Genomic DNA, 15,749 nt, shown 5'->3' on the forward strand with positions numbered 1-15,749 from the left:
CAGATCGGTCATGACGTGACCCTGCCACGCACGCCCAGAAAGGAAAAGGCCCCGCTTTCGCAGGGCCTGATCTTCGGACGGTTTACCCAAAAGGCAAACGAAGGAACGCAGTTAACTCCGTCCGAAATCGTCAGAGGTCAAAATGCCGTCGCTATTGCGATCTTGCTTTGGAAACCAGATGTCGACACCGGCAAGAAACTCTTCGCGGGTCACCTGACCATCACCATCTAGATCTGCGTTCTCGCGGGTCATGGACATGGCGGCGCTGTGTTCACCCATGCCATTACCTTTACCTTTGCCGTGACCCTGGCCTTTGCCCTGACCTTTACCTTGGCCGCCACCTTGACCTTGGCCAAGACCGTGTTCCTTCATGTCAGCCTCGCGGGCTTCGTCAAAAAACACGTATTCTTCGGCGGTCAAAACATTGTCATCATTGGCGTCAAAAGTGGTGAAGATATCGCCACGTCGTTCGCGGACTTCTTCGATCGAGACCGAACCGTTTTCATCCAGATCCCACATCTCAAGAAAATGAGCGCCGGGCTGGTTTTGTGCCAGTGCGGGAAGGGCGACGACCAGTGCAGCGACGGTCAGAAAGGGGGTAGATTTGCGCATCGTAACGCTCCGTTTTTGTCTATATATGCGTTAAACGGAATGCGACCTGGGTTCCGTCGCGATTTATGCAAAAAAAAGAGCCCCACCAATGGCAGGGCTCTTTCGAGATCAGATTTTCAGTCGATTAGTTCGACGGAATTTCACCTTCGATGCCTTCTACATAGAAGCCCATGCCAGCCAGCGTTCCGTCATCTGCGGTTTCGCCTTCAGCCAGCCATGCGCTGCCGTCTTGCTTGTACACCGGACCGGTGAACGCGTGGTAGCTTCCGTCAGCCAGCGCATCACGCAGAGCTTCCGCTTCGGCTTTCACGTCAGCTGGTACAGCGTCCGAAATTTCGCCGATGCCAACCATGCCAGCGCCGATACCGTCCCAGGTCGATACGCTTTCCCAAGTGCCATCCATGACCGCTTTGGTGCGGGCAACGTAATAGGGCCCCCAATCGTCGATGATCGATGACACGCGCGGCATCGGGCCGTAATCCGACATGTCAGATGCCTGACCGAAGGTGATTACGTTACCGGCTTCTTTGGCAGCGGCCTGCGGTGCGGTCGAGTCGGTGTGCTGCAGGATCACGTCTGCGCCTTGCTCGATAAGAGCTTTAGCAGCGTCGGCTTCCTTTGCAGGGTCGAACCAAGTGTAGGCCCAGATGATCTTGAACTGAATATCCGGGTTCACTTTCTTGGCGTGGATGTAAGCCGAGTTGATGCCACGGATAACTTCCGGGATCGGGAACGAGGCGATGTAGCCGACGATGTTCGACTTGGTCATCTTGCCCGCGATGTGACCTTGTACGGCGCGACCTTCATAGAAGCGGGCCGAGTAAACCGACACGTTGTCTGCCTGTTTATAGCCTGTGGCGTGCTCGAACTTCACGTTCGGGAACTTCTCGGCCACGGCAATGGTCGGGTCCATATAGCCAAACGAGGTGGTGAAGATCAGGTCAGCACCGGCCAGCGCCATCTGCGTGATTGCACGCTCGGCGTCAGCGCCTTCAGGAACGCTTTCTTGATAGATGGTTTCAACCTTGTCGCCGAACTCGGCCACAACCGCTTTGCGGCCTTGATCGTGTTCGTAGGTCCAGCCGCCATCGCCGACCGGGCCAACATAGATGAAGCCAACTTTGGTTTTGTCTTCTGCCATTGCTGCGGTACCCAGGCCGGTGGCCAGAGCAGCAGTCGCCAGAAGTTTTTTCAATACACGCATATTAGTCTCCCTTGGTGTCTTGAGCAGTTTCGTTGTTGTTCTCTTCCCCGTTCTCGCGGGCCTCGCGAATGCGGCGCTGAATATTGGTTTCACTTTCCAATAGCGCCGTCGTCACGATGGCCGAGGGCACGGCAATAACGCCAAGCCCAATGAACAGGACAAAGGTGGTGAAGATCCGCCCGCCGGGCGTGATCGGGAACATGTCGCCATAACCAACAGTGGTGAAGCTTGCCACTGCCCACCACAGGCTGTTGGGGATCGAGGAAAAGACCTCGGGTTGGGCGTCATGTTCGAAAATGTAGATGCCAACGGCCGAGATATAGAGCATCAGCCCTGCAATCACGCCGAAAATGGCAAGTTCTCCGCGCACTTGCCGGAAGGCCACGACCATCCGTTCCATCGCGTGACTGCCCCGAAACAGTTTCAGCAGGCGCACAAGGCGCAACAGGCGGAAGGCGCGTAGCACCTGCCATTGTGGGGTCAGGAAGGCGATGGCCGGAGCAAAGGCGAGAAAATCGACAATGCCCCAAAAGCTGAACGCATACCGCGCTGGGCGCGGTGCGGTGACAAGGCGCAGCACATATTCAGCCGCAAAAACGACGAGAAGTAGAATCTCGAAACTGAACAGAAGATTTCGAATCTGTCCAGGCAATTGCGGCATAGTCTCCAGCGCAATTGAAACGGCTGACAAAAGGATCAAAACATCCATCACACGCCCGACATTCACACCGCCCAATGGCGTGTGCCCGTCAAGAATGTCGTCGATTCTTTGATTTGGTCATAAACGTCCCTTAATGCGTGGCGTGGAAACTGCGGCCCAACGATCCGGGTGCCCCGTGGTTTCCTTTGAACGAGATACCGACAAGCACAAGGATTGTCACCACATAGGGGCTCATCGCCAAGACTTCGACGGGAAGCGCGACACCGGCTGCCTGCAAGTTCAGCTGCAGTACCGTGATGCCGCCAAAGAGGTAGGCACCCAGCAAAACCCGCCACGGCCGCCAGCTTGCGAAGACCACGATGGCCAAAGCGATCCAGCCTGCGCCTGCGGTCATGCCTTCGACCCATTGCGGTACCCGCACAAGGCTGATGTAAGCTCCGCCAAGGCCCGCACAGGCACCCCCGAAAGCGATCGCCATCAGGCGCACGCGGTTCACTTTGTAGCCAAGCGCATGGGCTGCGTCGTGGTTTTCACCGACGCCACGCAGGATGAGGCCAGCACGGGTTTTGGTCAGCACATACCACGTCGCCGCAATGATGATCAGGCTGACATAGACCATAGGATCGTGTTTGAAGAGGATCGGGCCAAGCACCGGGATATCCGACAAAAGCGGGATTTCCCACTTCGCCATCGTAGGGGCTTTGATCCCTTCGTAGGGCTTGCCAATCAGAGCCGATAGGCCAAGGCCGAAGAGCGTCAGGCCAAGTCCGGTCGCCACCTGGTTGGACTTAAGGTAAAGCACCAAAAGGCCAAAAAGCATCGAAAGAGCTGCCCCCGCAATGGCTGCAGAAACAAATCCAAGTGCCGGGGCTTGAGTGTTTACCCCAATGGCAAAACCCACCACAGCACCGGTGATCATCATGCCCTCAACCCCAAGGTTCAGGGCGCCGGATTTTTCGACCACGGCTTCGCCAATGGCAGCCAGAAGGATCGGGGTGGCCGCCACCATGAGCGAGGCCAAAAGCAGGATCGGATTGATTTGTCCTAGGTCCATGATCGTCGCTCCTATTGTGCCGGTGCCGGGCGTTTAAGCCGCAGCCTGTAGTGTGACAGCATGTCCATCGCCAAAAGGAAGAACATCAACATGCCTTGGAACATCTGGATCGCTGCGCCGGGAAGTCCCAGCATGAGCTGCGCCAGCTCTCCGCCAATGTAGGTCAACGCCATCAGAAGACCCGCCAGCAAGATGCCGACCGGATGCAATCGACCAAGGAAAGCCACGATAATTGCGGTAAAGCCATAGCCCGAGTTGAAGTCGATGGTGACCTGTCCCGCAGGACCGGACACTTCGAACAGCCCCGCCAGACCGGCCAACGCGCCTGATGTGCCAAGGCAAAACAGTACCAAACGGGTGGGGTTCACGCCTGCAAATCGTGCTGCGCGCGGGGCCTCGCCTGCCAGTCGCACCTGAAAGCCCAGCATGTGGCGGGTCAAAAGGATGTAAGACAGGATCACCGCGATGAAGGCTGCGGCCACGCCCCAGTGCATTCCGGTGCCCGTGAAGATCTCGGTATTATAGGCCGCTGGGAAGTCGCGGAAGTTGCGCGATCCGGGGAAGCCCATCCCGTCGGGGTTCTTCAACAGCCCCTGACTGACCGAGGCCAAAAGGTTCTCGGCCACATAAACCAGCATCAGGCTGACAAGGATTTCATTGGTGCCGAATTTCACTTTCAAAAGCCCAGGGATCATTGCCCAAGCCCAACCGCCAATCGCGCCTGCCAGCACCATGGCCGGGAAAATGAGCATGCTTTCAGAAGGATAGAACGCCAGCCCCACGGCAGCGCCACAGATGGCACCCATGATGTACTGACCCTCGGCCCCGATGTTCCAGATGCCTGCGCGAAAGCCCAACGACAGGCCGATGGCGATCAAGATCAGAGGGGCGGCTTTCACCAGAAGTTGTGGCCGTGAATAGGGGCCGAAAGTCTCGTGAAACAATGGATCCCAGAAGATTGTGCGAATGGCCTCGAACGGGTCTTTGCCCAGCATCCAGAACATGATGCCGCCAGCGATCATTGTTGCGATCACCGCAAGGACTGGGGTCATCGTTGCCCATAGCTTCGAGGGGCGCGGTCGTTTCTCAAGACGGATCATGCGGCCACCTCACCTTCTCCACCACCCATCATAAGGCCGATTTCCTCGACGCTTAGGTTCTGGGTCGGCACGGGGTTGGCCACGCGCCCTTCGTTCAATGCCGTAAAGCGGTCGGCAATTTCCATCAGCTCATCCAGATCCTGACTGATCACGATCACGGCGGCACCCTTATGGGCCAAATCCAGCAAGGACTGCCGGATCGAGGCCGCAGCGGCTGCATCCACGCCCCATGTGGGCTGGTTCACAACCAGCACGTCAGGGTCTTGCAACACCTCACGGCCAATGACGAATTTTTGCAGGTTGCCACCGGACAGTGATCCCGCTGCATTTTCGGTTCCCGGCGTGCGCACATCGAAAGCTTCGATGATACGGCGGGCGAAGCTTTCAGCTTTGCCCCAACGCAGGAACCCGCGTTCCACAAGGTTCTCGCGCACCGCGCCGGTAAGCAGAGCGTTTTCGGTCAAGCTCATCTCGGGGGCAGCCGAATGGCCCAGCCGCTCTTCGGGTGCGGTAAGCAACCCGCGCGCACGTCGCGCGTTGGGTGGCAAGGTGTTGATCTCGTCACCGGCCAGTTTGATTGAGCCCGTGTTGGCGCGCGCCTCGCCCGACAGAACGGCAAGCAGTTCGTCCTGCCCATTGCCCGCCACGCCGCCGATCCCAAGCACCTCGCCCTTGCGTACGGTCAGGCTCACATTTCTTAGGTTCACGCCGAACTCGTTGGGAGAGGCCATAGAAACGCCGTCAAGCGACAACGCCTCTGCGCCCGGTTCCCATTGCTCTCGCGTCGGCACATGAAGCGTGTCGCCGACCATCATCTCGGCCAGTTCGCGGGCAGATTTTTCGCGCGGGTCGCACGTGTCGACCACCACACCATGACGCAGGATCGTAGCGTGCTCACACAGGCTGCGAATTTCTTCCAACTTGTGCGAGATATAGAGGATCGCGGTGCCTTCGGCGGTCAGCTTGCGCAGAGTTTCGAAAAGGATTTCAACCTCTTGCGGGGTTAAAACACTGGTCGGTTCGTCCATGATCAGAAGCTTGGGGTTCTGAAGCAGGCAGCGAATGATCTCGACCCGCTGACGTTCGCCTGCCGATAGATCGCCCACGGTGCGCTCTGGATCTAACGGAAGCCCATAGGCCTGGCTTACCTCGCGGATACGGGCGGACAGTTCGCGCGGGGACGGTGGGTTGTCCATGCCAAGCGCGATGTTCTCGGCCACTGACAACGCATCAAACAGGCTGAAATGTTGGAATACCATCGCCACACCCGCCGCGCGTGCTGCGGCTGGGTTCACAGGAGTAAAGGTTTCGCCCTTCAGGGTCATTTGACCCGCATCAGGTTTCACCAACCCGTAGATCATTTTGACGAGGGTCGATTTACCCGCGCCGTTTTCACCCAAAAGGGCGTGAACTTCGCCGGGCAGCAGCGAAAACGAGACCTGATCATTGGCGACAACGCCGGGATAGGCCTTGGTCAGACCCTCCAACGTCATCAGCGCATCAGCTTGGCGCAAATCCCCTGTCAAATGACATCCCCCTGTCGTGGTGTGTGGTGTTTGATTTATTGTTATATGCCACGCTCTTAAGTAGCGCGGACGCAACCCCTACGGCAATGGCCTGAGGGTGTTTTCCAAGGCTCGGGTCGCCAATTGGGCAGGCAATCCGGTCAATTTCACCTATGCCGTGTCCCAAAGCGTTAAGGCGGCGACGGAAACGTGTCCATTTCGTTGCTGATCCGATTAAGCCAGCGCTCGCAAAGTCGTGCGACAGAATCGCATGGCAGATCTCAAGATCCATGACATGGCTATAGGTCAGCACAAGGTGGTGTGCGGTGTTGGGTGCAAGGCCTACTGCTTTGGCCGGGTCAGGCGCGGGCAGGCAGGTGACGTTCTCGGGCAGTGTTTCTGGAAAGCGGTCTGACGCCACGTCGACCCAAGTTACGGCAAGGTCGGGCAATGGGGACAGAGTGGCAACCAACGCGCGTCCCACATGTCCAGCACCGTAGATCCAAACGGGTTCGCTCGGATGTGCGATCGGCTCCACCATCCAGCCTTGCAGCAATTCAGCGGTGGGTTTGGTGCCTTGATTGCGTGCTGTCGCGATCAACCGTTTTACTGCAAGGGGCATGTCGGATTGACCTCCGACCGGGCGCGCATGCACGGGGGCGTCCTGAAGGGCGATCAGGTCATCTGCGCTATAGATTTCGGACAAGATCGTGACCGCTCCGCCGCAGCACTGGCCCAAAGCCGGGCCAAGGGGCAAACGCTGGATGGTCTGCTTCGTGCCATCTGCCAACTGCTGGCGTGCTGCTTTCGCGGCGCGGAATTCCAACTCTCCGCCACCGATTGTGCCGGATTGATCCTCCTGCCAGACCAGCATAGCTGCGCCAACCTCGCGTGGGGTCGAACCGGCAGTGTCTGCCACCACCACACGTACCACAGCGGGATGGTTCGCAAGTGCTTCGCGGAGGGAGGTCAGATCAATCGCCATCGCGCACCCTTTCGACCGCTGCCAGAACCTCTTGTGCTGTTGCGGGCGCGTTCATGTCATGGAAGCCTTCGCCACAAGACGAAACGGCATCTGCCAACGCCAACCAGGCTGAGATGCCAAGCATGAAGGGCGGCTCTCCTACGGCCTTTGATCGAAAAATAGTTTCTTCGTGGTTGGGTTGGTCCCAAAGGTCCACGTTGAATACACGGGGGCGGTCCGAACACACCGGGATTTTGTAGGTGGATGGCGCATGGGTGCGCAGCACGCCCTTGTCATCCCAAACGAGTTCCTCAGTCGTCAGCCACCCCACGCCTTGCACATAGCCACCTTCGACCTGTCCGATATCCAGCGCCGGGTTCAGGCTGGTGCCTGCGTCATGCAAGATATCGGCCCGCAACACGCGGTTCTCGCCCGTCAAAGTGTCGATCACCACTTCGGACAAGGCGACGCCATGGGCAAAATAGAAAAACGGCCGACCTTGTCCTTTGACCCGATCCCACGTGATCTCGGGCGTTTTATAGAACCCGGTTGCTGACAGGCTGACCCGTGCTTCATAGGCAAGCTTTGCAGCCTCTTGGAAAGCAATGCTCTGCGCTGGGCCGTGGACGTCTCCATCCGCGAAAGTGATTTCGGCAGCGCTGCATTGCCAAAGCTGTGCCAAATGCTCAGCCATACGCTCGCGTATAGTAAGGCAAGCTTTCTGCACGGCCATGCCATTTAGGTCCGATCCCGACGATGCTGCCGTGGCCGAGGTATTGGGCACCTTCGCTGTATCCGTCGCCGTGATTTTCACAAGGCCCAACGGCACGCCAAAGCTACGGGCAGCGACTTGCGCCACCTTTTGAAACAGCCCTTGTCCCATTTCGGTGCCGCCATGGTTCATCTGGATCGAGCCGTCCTGATACACATGAACCAATGCGCCAGCCTGATTCAGATGGGTCAGCGTGAAGCTGATCCCAAACTTAACGGGTGAGAACGCCAGCCCCTTTTTCAGCAGCGGGTTTTCAGCGTTGAACGTCGCGATCTCGTTTTTGCGACGGGTGTAATCGGCGCGTTCTAGCAGCGCATCGGTCATGGCCGGGATGTGAAATCCCTGAATCTCTTGTCCATAGTGGGTCGTCTGCCCGTCGCGATAGTAATTCACGCGCCGCACGCTTTTGGGGTCCAGCCCGCGCACTTGCGCGACGTGATCCAAAATCCGCTCGATCCCAAAAACGCCCTGCGGCCCACCAAATCCACGATATGCTGTCGCCGAGGCCGTGTGCGTTTTCAAACGATGGCTTTCGATCCGGACATCGGACAGGAAATAGGCGTTGTCCGCATGCAGCATGGCACGATCTGCAACGGGCAGGGATAGGTCCTGCGCCCAGCCGCAGCGAGTCATTTGTGTGACATCCAGCGCTACCAATCGCCCCTCATCATCGACGCCCGCGCGATAGGAAATGCGGAAGTCATGCCGCTTGCCGGTGATGACCATGTCATCATCCCGATCATAGCGCATTTTGCAGGGTTGCCCGGTCTGCCGCGCGGCGATGGCGCAGCCGACCGCCAGCGCGTTGCCTTGGCTTTCCTTGCCGCCAAATCCCCCGCCCATGCGCCGTGTTTCAACACGTACCGCATGCATAGGTTTGCCGATGGCCTCGGCCACTTTGTGCTGAATTTCGGTCGGGTGTTGGGTCGAGCTGTGGACCAGCATATCCCCGTCCTCGTTCGGCACTGCCAGTGCGGCTTGTCCTTCCAGATAGAAGTGTTCTTGCCCGCCCAACTCAAAACTGCCCTCGATGACATGAGGGGCTGTTGAAAGCGCGTCTTCGGCGTTCCCTCGTGTCCAGATAACCGGCCCGTCTTCGAACCGGCTGTTTGCGGCCATGGCATCATCAATAGACAGAATGGCAGGGCGGGGATCGATTGTGATCTCGCCCAGACGAGCGGCCTTTCGCGCGGCCAAATGGCTGGTTGCGACCACAAGAAAAATAGGCTGTCCGTGATAGAAGACCTCGCCCTGTGCCAAAAGTGGTTCGTCATGGGCCGAGGGTGAGACGTCGTTGTCAAAAGGCAAATCCGCAGCGGTCAGGACCGCGACCACTCCCACTGCGGTCCGTACCTTGGACAGGTCAGCCCGCGTGATGATCCCGCGCGCGGTATCGCTTAATCCAAAGGCAAGATGCAAGCAGTTTGAAGGCGTGGGGATGTCGTCCACATAACGTGCAGCCCCCGTCACATGAAGGGCGGCTGCGTCATGGGGTAAGGATATTCCAGCGCTCATGACGTCACCTCCAGCACTGAAGACGCAGTGCCCTGATCCTCGTGAAAACACCGGATCAACATGTTCTGGCAAGCCTGCAGTCGATAGTCCGCCGCGGCCCGCATGTCAGTTAGTGGCTGATAATCATTGGCAAATACTTTGGACGCAGACTGGATGTTGGCAAGGTCCCACGGCTGTCCTGTCAACGCGGCTTCGACATGGCTGGCGCGTTTCGGCGTTCCGGCCATGCCGCCAAATACAATTCGGGCAGAGGTGACTGTGCCATCCTTAACGCTGATGTTGAACGCGCCCAGAACGGCCGAGATATCCTGATCGAACCGTTTGGACAGTTTGTAGACCCGAAGCTGATCCGCCTGACGCGGGATCGAGATCGCCTCGACAAATTCACCGGCCTGACGGTCCTGTTTGCCGTATTCTATGAAGAAATCCTCTAACGCGATCTGACGGCGCATGTCACCGCGCCGCAAATGAAGCGTTGCACCAAGAGCAATAAGCGGGGGTGGCCCATCCCCAATCGGAGAGCCATTGGCAATGTTGCCGCCTATCGTCGCCACATTGCGCACCTGGAGCGAGGCAAAGCGGCGCAGCATTTCTGCAAATTGCGCGTGGTGACCCTGCATCAACCGACGCAGGTCTTCGACACTAACGCCAGCGCCGATATGTATATGTGTGTCCGTGATCTCGACCTGTTTTAGGTCCGAAACGCCCCCAAGAAAGATCGCTGGACGGATGTCCTTCAGCACCTTTGTGGTCCAAAGCCCAACATCTGTCGCCCCGGCCACCAATGTTGCATGCGGATGTTCCATCAACGCTTTCGCCAAGCCATCACTGTCTTTCGGCTGCATGGGATCGTCGCCATGCACGGTTGGCAATTCTGGTGTTTGGGAAAATTGTACGGGCGAGGGTTGTTCACTGGCTTTTTCGGCGGCGCGCACAATCGGGGCGTAGCCCGTGCACCGGCACAGATTCCCAGCCAACACATCATCATGTGCCTTGTCGCCGTTCAGATGTGCCGTTGCCAACGACACAGCGATCCCCGGCGTACAGAACCCGCACTGCGATCCATGTTCTTCAATCAAGGCTGTTTGCACAGGATGCAGGCCATCGTCACCCGCCAACGCTTCGACTGTGGTGACGGCTTTTCCATCCAGCTGGCCCAAAAAGAGGATGCAGGCATTCACGGCTTTTGCCCCGTCCGCATCCTGCACCATGACAGTGCAAGCACCGCAATCACCTTCGTTGCAGCCTTCTTTGGTTCCGGTCAGTCCGCGATTTTCTCGCAGCCAGTTAAGCGTGGATTGCGTCGGGTCGACATCGCGCAGGGTCACGCTCTCTCCATTCAGAAGAAAGGTGATAGTCATTAAATAGTCCTGCCGCCTTACCCTGTTGGTGGCCCCGCTATTGGCGTCTTCGATGCGGCGTAGAAAACGCGCGGGTTATTCTTGATGTCGGAATAGGAAAACCGAGAATCGCTTGTGAAGCAAGGAAATCCTTGATCACGATCAACCCAAATCAATCCTAAAGCCTCTAAGTATTAGGTGGAGGTTGCGATGAAGACATTTGGATTCATACTGCTGCTGATTGCAGCTATCCTATTGATCGGGCAGCTGTTTCTAGGGTTTCGGTTTGCCGCAAAGATACGGGGTCTTTCTGAGTATTTGCAGCGCGATGCAACTGGGAAAATGCGTACTGACTTGCCTGCGATTGTTACCAACTTTGCCCAGAAGGGTATGGCGGGGGATGACCAAATACGGACAAGCCTATGCGTGACGCAAGATGTTGAAATGCGCCTTTCGAAGGGGGCGGATTGGCAACCAATGACGGCGCGCCAGATCGTGTCGGCCACGGAACCCGGCTTTGTTTGGTCGGCCACTATGCGGCTTGGTCCTGTGCCCGTGGTCCGAGTACTTGACCGGTTTGTTCAGGGGACAGGAGAGCTTGAGGTGCGGCTTCTGGGCGCCTGGCCCATGGGGCGGGAAACCGGTGTCGAAGCAGACCGGGGCGAAGCGATGCGTTACCTTGCCGAGCTGCCATGGTTTCCCGATTCCATCCTCGCAAACCAACATGTCATCTGGCAGCAGATCGCCGATGATCGCGTTGATGTCAACTTGCCTGTTGGGGACAAAGAGGCGCGTGTGACGTTCCGATTTGACGCGGAAGGCGACATAGTTGGGATGCAGGCGAAAGAACGCCCTGCAAAGGATAGCAATGGCAAACTGATGCTGTTGGATTGGCGCGGGACCTACTCGAACTACGCAATGTTCGACGGGCGGCGGGTGCCGATCAGTGGTGAAGTGGGCTACGACTATTCTGATGGTTATGAAGGCTATTGGCGGGGCCGGCTAGGCCTCTGCGACGGCGGTGCGGGTTGAAATTTTTGATTTAGTATGCAAATGTATACCGAATATCAAAGGCCTGTACCATGCTCCTGAACCTCCATCATGTGCAACTTGCGATGCCCAAAGGGCGCGAGGATGAGGCCCGTTCGTTTTACACTGATTTGCTTGGGCTGACGGAAGAACCGAAACCGGAAACCTTGCATGGGCGCGGCGGCGTCTGGTTTTGCCTTGGGAACTTGCGTGTTCATCTTGGAGTTGAAACTCCGTTTCAGCCAGCGCGCAAAGCACATCCAGCCTTCGAAGTTGCAGGTTTAGATGAGCTTGGTGACCAATTGGAACAGGCCGGCTGCCCAGTCCTTTGGGATGAAAAGCTGCCTGACTATCATCGATTCTACACCGAAGACCCGTTCGGGAATCGAATTGAATGCCTTGAGCGCGTCAAAACGTAAACGCTCTCTTCCAGAACTCTGTCCGCTCGTCTAACTTGTCGCAATGAGCAGCCAACCCCGATTCATTCACCTTCGCACGCACACCCAGTATTCGCTTCTGGAAGGCGCAGTCCACGTTAAGAAATTGCCCGGTCTTTGCGCAGCACATGGCATGCCGGCCGTCGCTATGACGGATACGAACAACATGTTTGCGGCGCTGGAGTTTTCCGTGACGGCCTCAGATGAAGGTGTGCAGCCGATCATCGGGTGTCAGGTTGATGTCTGCTATGACCCATCCGAACCGGGAGAAGCCCCCAAAGCCCCGGCTGCCGTAGTTTTGCTGGCCCAAACCGAGGTCGGGTATGAGGGCCTGATGAGGCTGAACACCTGCCTCTATGTTGATAAAGACGGCGCGCAGCCTCAGGTGACATTAGAGGATACTCGAAGCGAACTCCGAAGGTGTGATTTGCCTGACGGGTGGGGCGGAAGGGCCGGTCGGTCAACTTCTTCAAAACGGTCAGCGCGATAAGGCCGAAGCCCTGATGCGCAAGCTTCACACGATCTATAGTGACCGCCTTTATGTCGAGCTGCAGCGCCACCCCGGTGAGGGTGGACAGCCGACAGAACCCGAACGCCTGACCGAACGCGGTTTTGTTGAAATGGCATATGCGATGGGCATCCCGCTGGTTGCCACCAATGACGTCTACTTCCCCGCCCAAAAGCTTTATGAAGCCCATGATGCACTGATCTGCATCAAAGAAGGTGCCTATGTGGATCAGCAAGACGGGCGTCGCCGTCTGACCCCGCAGCACTATTTCAAAAGCCCTGAGGAAATGATCACGCTGTTTGCGGATTTGCCCGAGGCGATTGAAAATACGGTGGAAATTGCGCGCCGATGCGCCTTTATGGCCTATCGCCGCGATCCGATCTTGCCGAAGTTTGCGGATGACGAGGTCGCCGAATTGCGGCGACAGGCCGAGGCGGGTTTGGAATATCGGCTTTCGATGATCCCCCACGCCGTCAGCGTCGAAGACTACAAGGAGCGCCTGGATTTTGAGCTGGGCATCATCGAAGGCATGGGCTTTCCAGGCTATTTCCTAATCGTTGCTGATTTCATCAAGTGGAGCAAAGATAAAGGTATCCCGGTGGGGCCGGGCCGTGGCTCGGGTGCAGGTAGCCTTGTTGCCTATGCCCTGTTGATTACTGACCTTGATCCGCTGCGCTATTCGCTTCTCTTCGAACGCTTCCTCAATCCCGAACGTGTGTCGATGCCTGACTTCGATATCGATTTTTGCATGGATCGCCGTGAAGAGGTGATCCGTTACGTTCAGGAAAAATACGGTCGCGACAAGGTTGGGCAGATCATCACCTTCGGTGCGTTGTTGTCCAAGGCGGCAGTTCGTGACGTTGGGCGGGTGCTACAGATGCCTTACGGGCAGGTGGATCGTTTGTCGAAGATGATCCCGGTTGAAGGGGTGAAGCCCGTTTCGATCGAAAAGGCGTTGGCGGATGAACCGCGCCTGCGCGAAGAAGCGCGTGCCGAAGAGGTCGTGCAACGACTTTTGACATATGGTCAACAGATCGAAGGGTTGCTTCGCAATGCCTCAACCCACGCGGCGGGCGTGGTGATTGGGGACCGTCCCTTGGATGCGCTTGTGCCTCTGTATCAAGATCCCCGCTCCGACATGCCCGCGACCCAGTTCAACATGAAATGGGTGGAACAGGCCGGATTGGTAAAATTCGACTTTCTGGGTCTGAAAACGCTTACCGTGATTCAGAATGCTGTGGACCTGATCCGGGGGCAGGGTCGGGACATCCATACGGGACCGAATGGTGATCACCTGTACGAACCGCCCGAAGGTGCGGTGAACGAAATCAACGCCATCCCGTTGGATGACGAACCTACTTACAAGCTCTATGCAGCCGCCAAAACCGTCGCCGTGTTCCAAGTGGAATCGACTGGCATGATGGACGCGCTACGGCGCATGAAACCGACCTGTATTGAAGACATCGTGGCGCTGGTGGCGCTGTATCGTCCCGGCCCGATGGAGAACATCCCGACCTATTGCGAGGTCAAGAACGGGCTGAAAGAAATCGAGTCTGTCCACCCCCTGATCGACCATATTCTTGAGGAAACTCAAGGAATTATCGTTTATCAGGAACAGGTTATGCAGATCGCGCAGGTCATGGCGGGCTACTCGCTTGGCGGCGCTGACCTACTGCGCCGCGCGATGGGTAAGAAAATCAAAGAGGCGATGGACGCTGAACGTCCCAAGTTTGAAAAAGGTGCTGCCGAAAATGGCGTGCCCGCCAAGAAGGCCTCGGAAGTTTTCGATCTTCTTGAAAAGTTCGCCAACTACGGTTTCAACAAATCCCACGCCGCTGCCTATGCGGTGGTCAGCTATCAGACTGCATGGCTGAAAGCCAATCATCCGGTCGAGTTTATGGCCGGCGTGATGAACTGTGATATCCACCTGACCGATAAACTGTCCGTCTATGCCAACGAAGTGCGGCGCGGCATGGATATCGAGATCGTGCCGCCCTGCGTGAACCGCTCGCTTGAGATGTTCAGCGTGAAAGACGGCAAGGTCGTCTATGGGTTGGGCGCCCTAAAGAACGTGGGCGTCGAAGCGATGAAACTGGTGGTCGAAGGCCGCAAAGTGGACGGCGTCGACAAACCTTTCGCCACGCTGTTCGACTTTGCCCGTCGCGTGGATCTGAAACGTGTCGGCAAGCGCCCGATGGAGATGCTGGCCCGCGCCGGTGCCTTTGATCAGCTGGACAAAAACCGCCGACGCATCTTCGACAGCTTGGATGGGCTGGTTGGCTATTCCACAGCAATTCATGAACAACGTGCCTCAAATCAGGTGTCGTTGTTTGGGGAAGCGGGCGATGATTTGCCCGAGCCGCGCCTGTCGCCCGTGGGGGACTGGTTGCCCAGCGAACGGCTGGCGGAAGAGCAAAAGGCGATTGGTTTTTACCTGTCGGGCCACCCGCTGGATGACTATATGGCAGCGCTGAAACGCAAGCAGGTTATGTCGTTGGCCGAGCTGGAAAAGAAAGCTGAACGCGGTGCATCCATCGCCAAGATTGCAGGCACTGTGGCCGGGCGGCAAGAACGCAAATCCGCACGCGGCAACCGTTTTGCCTTCGCGCAACTAACTGATCCGACAGGACAATACGAAGTCACGATTTTCTCGGAGGCACTTGAAAAATGCCGCGATTATCTTGAGACAGGGGCCAACGTGGTCGTGACGGTCGAAGCCACGATGGAAGCAGAACAACTAAAGCTGTTGGCGCGGTCGATATCACCGATCGACAACGTGGTTTCGGATGTGGGCGGCATGGCGTTGAAGCTGTATCTTGAGGAACCGTCCGTGTTGGAACAAGTCGCAACGCTGTTAAACGATGCTGCCGAAAAAGCTCGGAACGTGCGGCCCGGCGAAGTTTCCGTCTGTTTGATGGACCCCAGCCTGCCGGGCGAGGTCGAAATGACCCTTGGACAATCCTACCCGCTTAACCCGCAAATTAAGGGCGCGCTGAAATCACTAAATGGGGTGATTGATGTGGAAGAGGTCTAACAAAAGCTCAGCAG

The 15,749-nt window shown here is 57.2% G+C and carries 11 protein-coding genes and 1 pseudogene; 3 read left to right on the plus strand and 9 right to left on the minus strand.

Going from position 1 to position 15,749, the window contains the following annotated elements; translation table 11 throughout:
* Positions 1-111 precede the first annotated feature (111 nt).
* The 9 genes from AC0L6A_RS04540 to xdhA form a co-directional block, all read right to left on the minus strand.
* Positions 112-612, minus strand: coding sequence for an EF-hand domain-containing protein (locus AC0L6A_RS04540; protein WP_473292481.1), 501 nt, complete (start codon positions 610-612; stop codon positions 112-114).
* Positions 613-736: 124 nt separating this feature from the next.
* Positions 737-1,816, minus strand: a complete 1,080-nt coding sequence (locus AC0L6A_RS04545; RefSeq protein ID WP_473292482.1) for a BMP family ABC transporter substrate-binding protein — start codon at positions 1,814-1,816, stop codon at positions 737-739.
* A gap of 1 nt (position 1,817) precedes the next feature.
* Positions 1,818-2,525 (minus strand): ion transporter, encoded by a 708-nt coding sequence (locus AC0L6A_RS04550; RefSeq protein ID WP_473292484.1) that lies wholly within the window; start codon positions 2,523-2,525, stop codon positions 1,818-1,820.
* An 82-nt stretch (positions 2,526-2,607) separates the two neighbouring features.
* Positions 2,608-3,531, minus strand: coding sequence for an ABC transporter permease (locus AC0L6A_RS04555; protein ID WP_473292486.1), 924 nt, complete (start codon positions 3,529-3,531; stop codon positions 2,608-2,610).
* Positions 3,532-3,542: 11 nt separating this feature from the next.
* Positions 3,543-4,631 carry an ABC transporter permease gene (locus tag AC0L6A_RS04560; protein WP_473292487.1) on the minus strand — a complete coding sequence of 363 codons (1,089 nt, stop codon included), beginning with the start codon at positions 4,629-4,631 and terminating at the stop codon, positions 3,543-3,545.
* Positions 4,628-6,124 carry an ABC transporter ATP-binding protein gene (locus AC0L6A_RS04565; protein ID WP_473293380.1) on the minus strand — a complete coding sequence of 499 codons (1,497 nt, stop codon included), beginning with the start codon at positions 6,122-6,124 and terminating at the stop codon, positions 4,628-4,630. The genes AC0L6A_RS04560 and AC0L6A_RS04565 overlap by 4 nt, the downstream gene beginning before the upstream one ends.
* Positions 6,125-6,131: 7 nt before the next feature.
* Positions 6,132-7,121: a xanthine dehydrogenase accessory protein XdhC gene (gene xdhC / locus AC0L6A_RS04570; RefSeq protein ID WP_473292488.1), complete on the minus strand. Its 990-nt coding sequence runs from the start codon at positions 7,119-7,121 to the stop codon at positions 6,132-6,134.
* A complete protein-coding gene (gene xdhB, locus AC0L6A_RS04575) occupies positions 7,111-9,387 on the minus strand; it encodes a xanthine dehydrogenase molybdopterin binding subunit (RefSeq protein ID WP_473292489.1) in 2,277 nt (758 codons plus the stop codon). Before xdhB ends, xdhC begins: the two co-directional genes overlap by 11 nt.
* Complete coding sequence (gene xdhA, locus AC0L6A_RS04580; RefSeq protein ID WP_473292490.1) at positions 9,384-10,748, minus strand: xanthine dehydrogenase small subunit; 1,365 nt, start codon at positions 10,746-10,748, stop codon at positions 9,384-9,386. Before xdhA ends, xdhB begins: the two co-directional genes overlap by 4 nt.
* A gap of 189 nt (positions 10,749-10,937) precedes the next feature.
* Here xdhA and AC0L6A_RS04585 point away from each other — a divergent pair, with 189 nt between their 5' ends.
* From AC0L6A_RS04585 to dnaE, 3 genes and pseudogenes are all read left to right on the plus strand, one after another.
* Positions 10,938-11,759, plus strand: coding sequence for a DUF6544 family protein (locus tag AC0L6A_RS04585; RefSeq protein WP_473292492.1), 822 nt, complete (start codon positions 10,938-10,940; stop codon positions 11,757-11,759).
* Between the two features lie 50 nt (positions 11,760-11,809).
* A complete protein-coding gene (locus AC0L6A_RS04590) occupies positions 11,810-12,175 on the plus strand; it encodes a VOC family protein (protein WP_473292494.1) in 366 nt (121 codons plus the stop codon).
* Between the two features lie 43 nt (positions 12,176-12,218).
* Positions 12,219-15,735, plus strand: a pseudogene (gene dnaE, locus AC0L6A_RS04595) (DNA polymerase III subunit alpha).
* The last annotated feature ends 14 nt before the right edge of the window (positions 15,736-15,749 follow it).

Source organism: Aliiroseovarius sp. D2-2, from assembly GCF_055809455.1.

What these genes read in the sequence shown, in the direction of transcription:
- AC0L6A_RS04545 (WP_473292482.1), bottom strand. Translation starts at nt 1,816, where the DNA reads ATGCGTGTATTGAAAAAACTTCTGGCGACTGCTGCTCTGGCCACCGGC.
- xdhC (WP_473292488.1), bottom strand. Translation starts at nt 7,121, where the DNA reads ATGGCGATTGATCTGACCTCCCTCCGCGAAGCACTTGCGAACCATCCC.
- AC0L6A_RS04590 (WP_473292494.1), top strand. Translation starts at nt 11,810, where the DNA reads ATGCTCCTGAACCTCCATCATGTGCAACTTGCGATGCCCAAAGGGCGC.
- xdhB (WP_473292489.1), bottom strand. Translation starts at nt 9,387, where the DNA reads ATGAGCGCTGGAATATCCTTACCCCATGACGCAGCCGCCCTTCATGTG.
- AC0L6A_RS04540 (WP_473292481.1), bottom strand. Translation starts at nt 612, where the DNA reads ATGCGCAAATCTACCCCCTTTCTGACCGTCGCTGCACTGGTCGTCGCC.
- AC0L6A_RS04550 (WP_473292484.1), bottom strand. Translation starts at nt 2,525, where the DNA reads ATGGATGTTTTGATCCTTTTGTCAGCCGTTTCAATTGCGCTGGAGACT.
- AC0L6A_RS04560 (WP_473292487.1), bottom strand. Translation starts at nt 4,631, where the DNA reads ATGATCCGTCTTGAGAAACGACCGCGCCCCTCGAAGCTATGGGCAACG.
- AC0L6A_RS04565 (WP_473293380.1), bottom strand. Translation starts at nt 6,124, where the DNA reads ATGACGTTGGAGGGTCTGACCAAGGCCTATCCCGGCGTTGTCGCCAAT.
- AC0L6A_RS04555 (WP_473292486.1), bottom strand. Translation starts at nt 3,531, where the DNA reads ATGGACCTAGGACAAATCAATCCGATCCTGCTTTTGGCCTCGCTCATG.
- xdhA (WP_473292490.1), bottom strand. Translation starts at nt 10,748, where the DNA reads ATGACTATCACCTTTCTTCTGAATGGAGAGAGCGTGACCCTGCGCGAT.
- AC0L6A_RS04585 (WP_473292492.1), top strand. Translation starts at nt 10,938, where the DNA reads ATGAAGACATTTGGATTCATACTGCTGCTGATTGCAGCTATCCTATTG.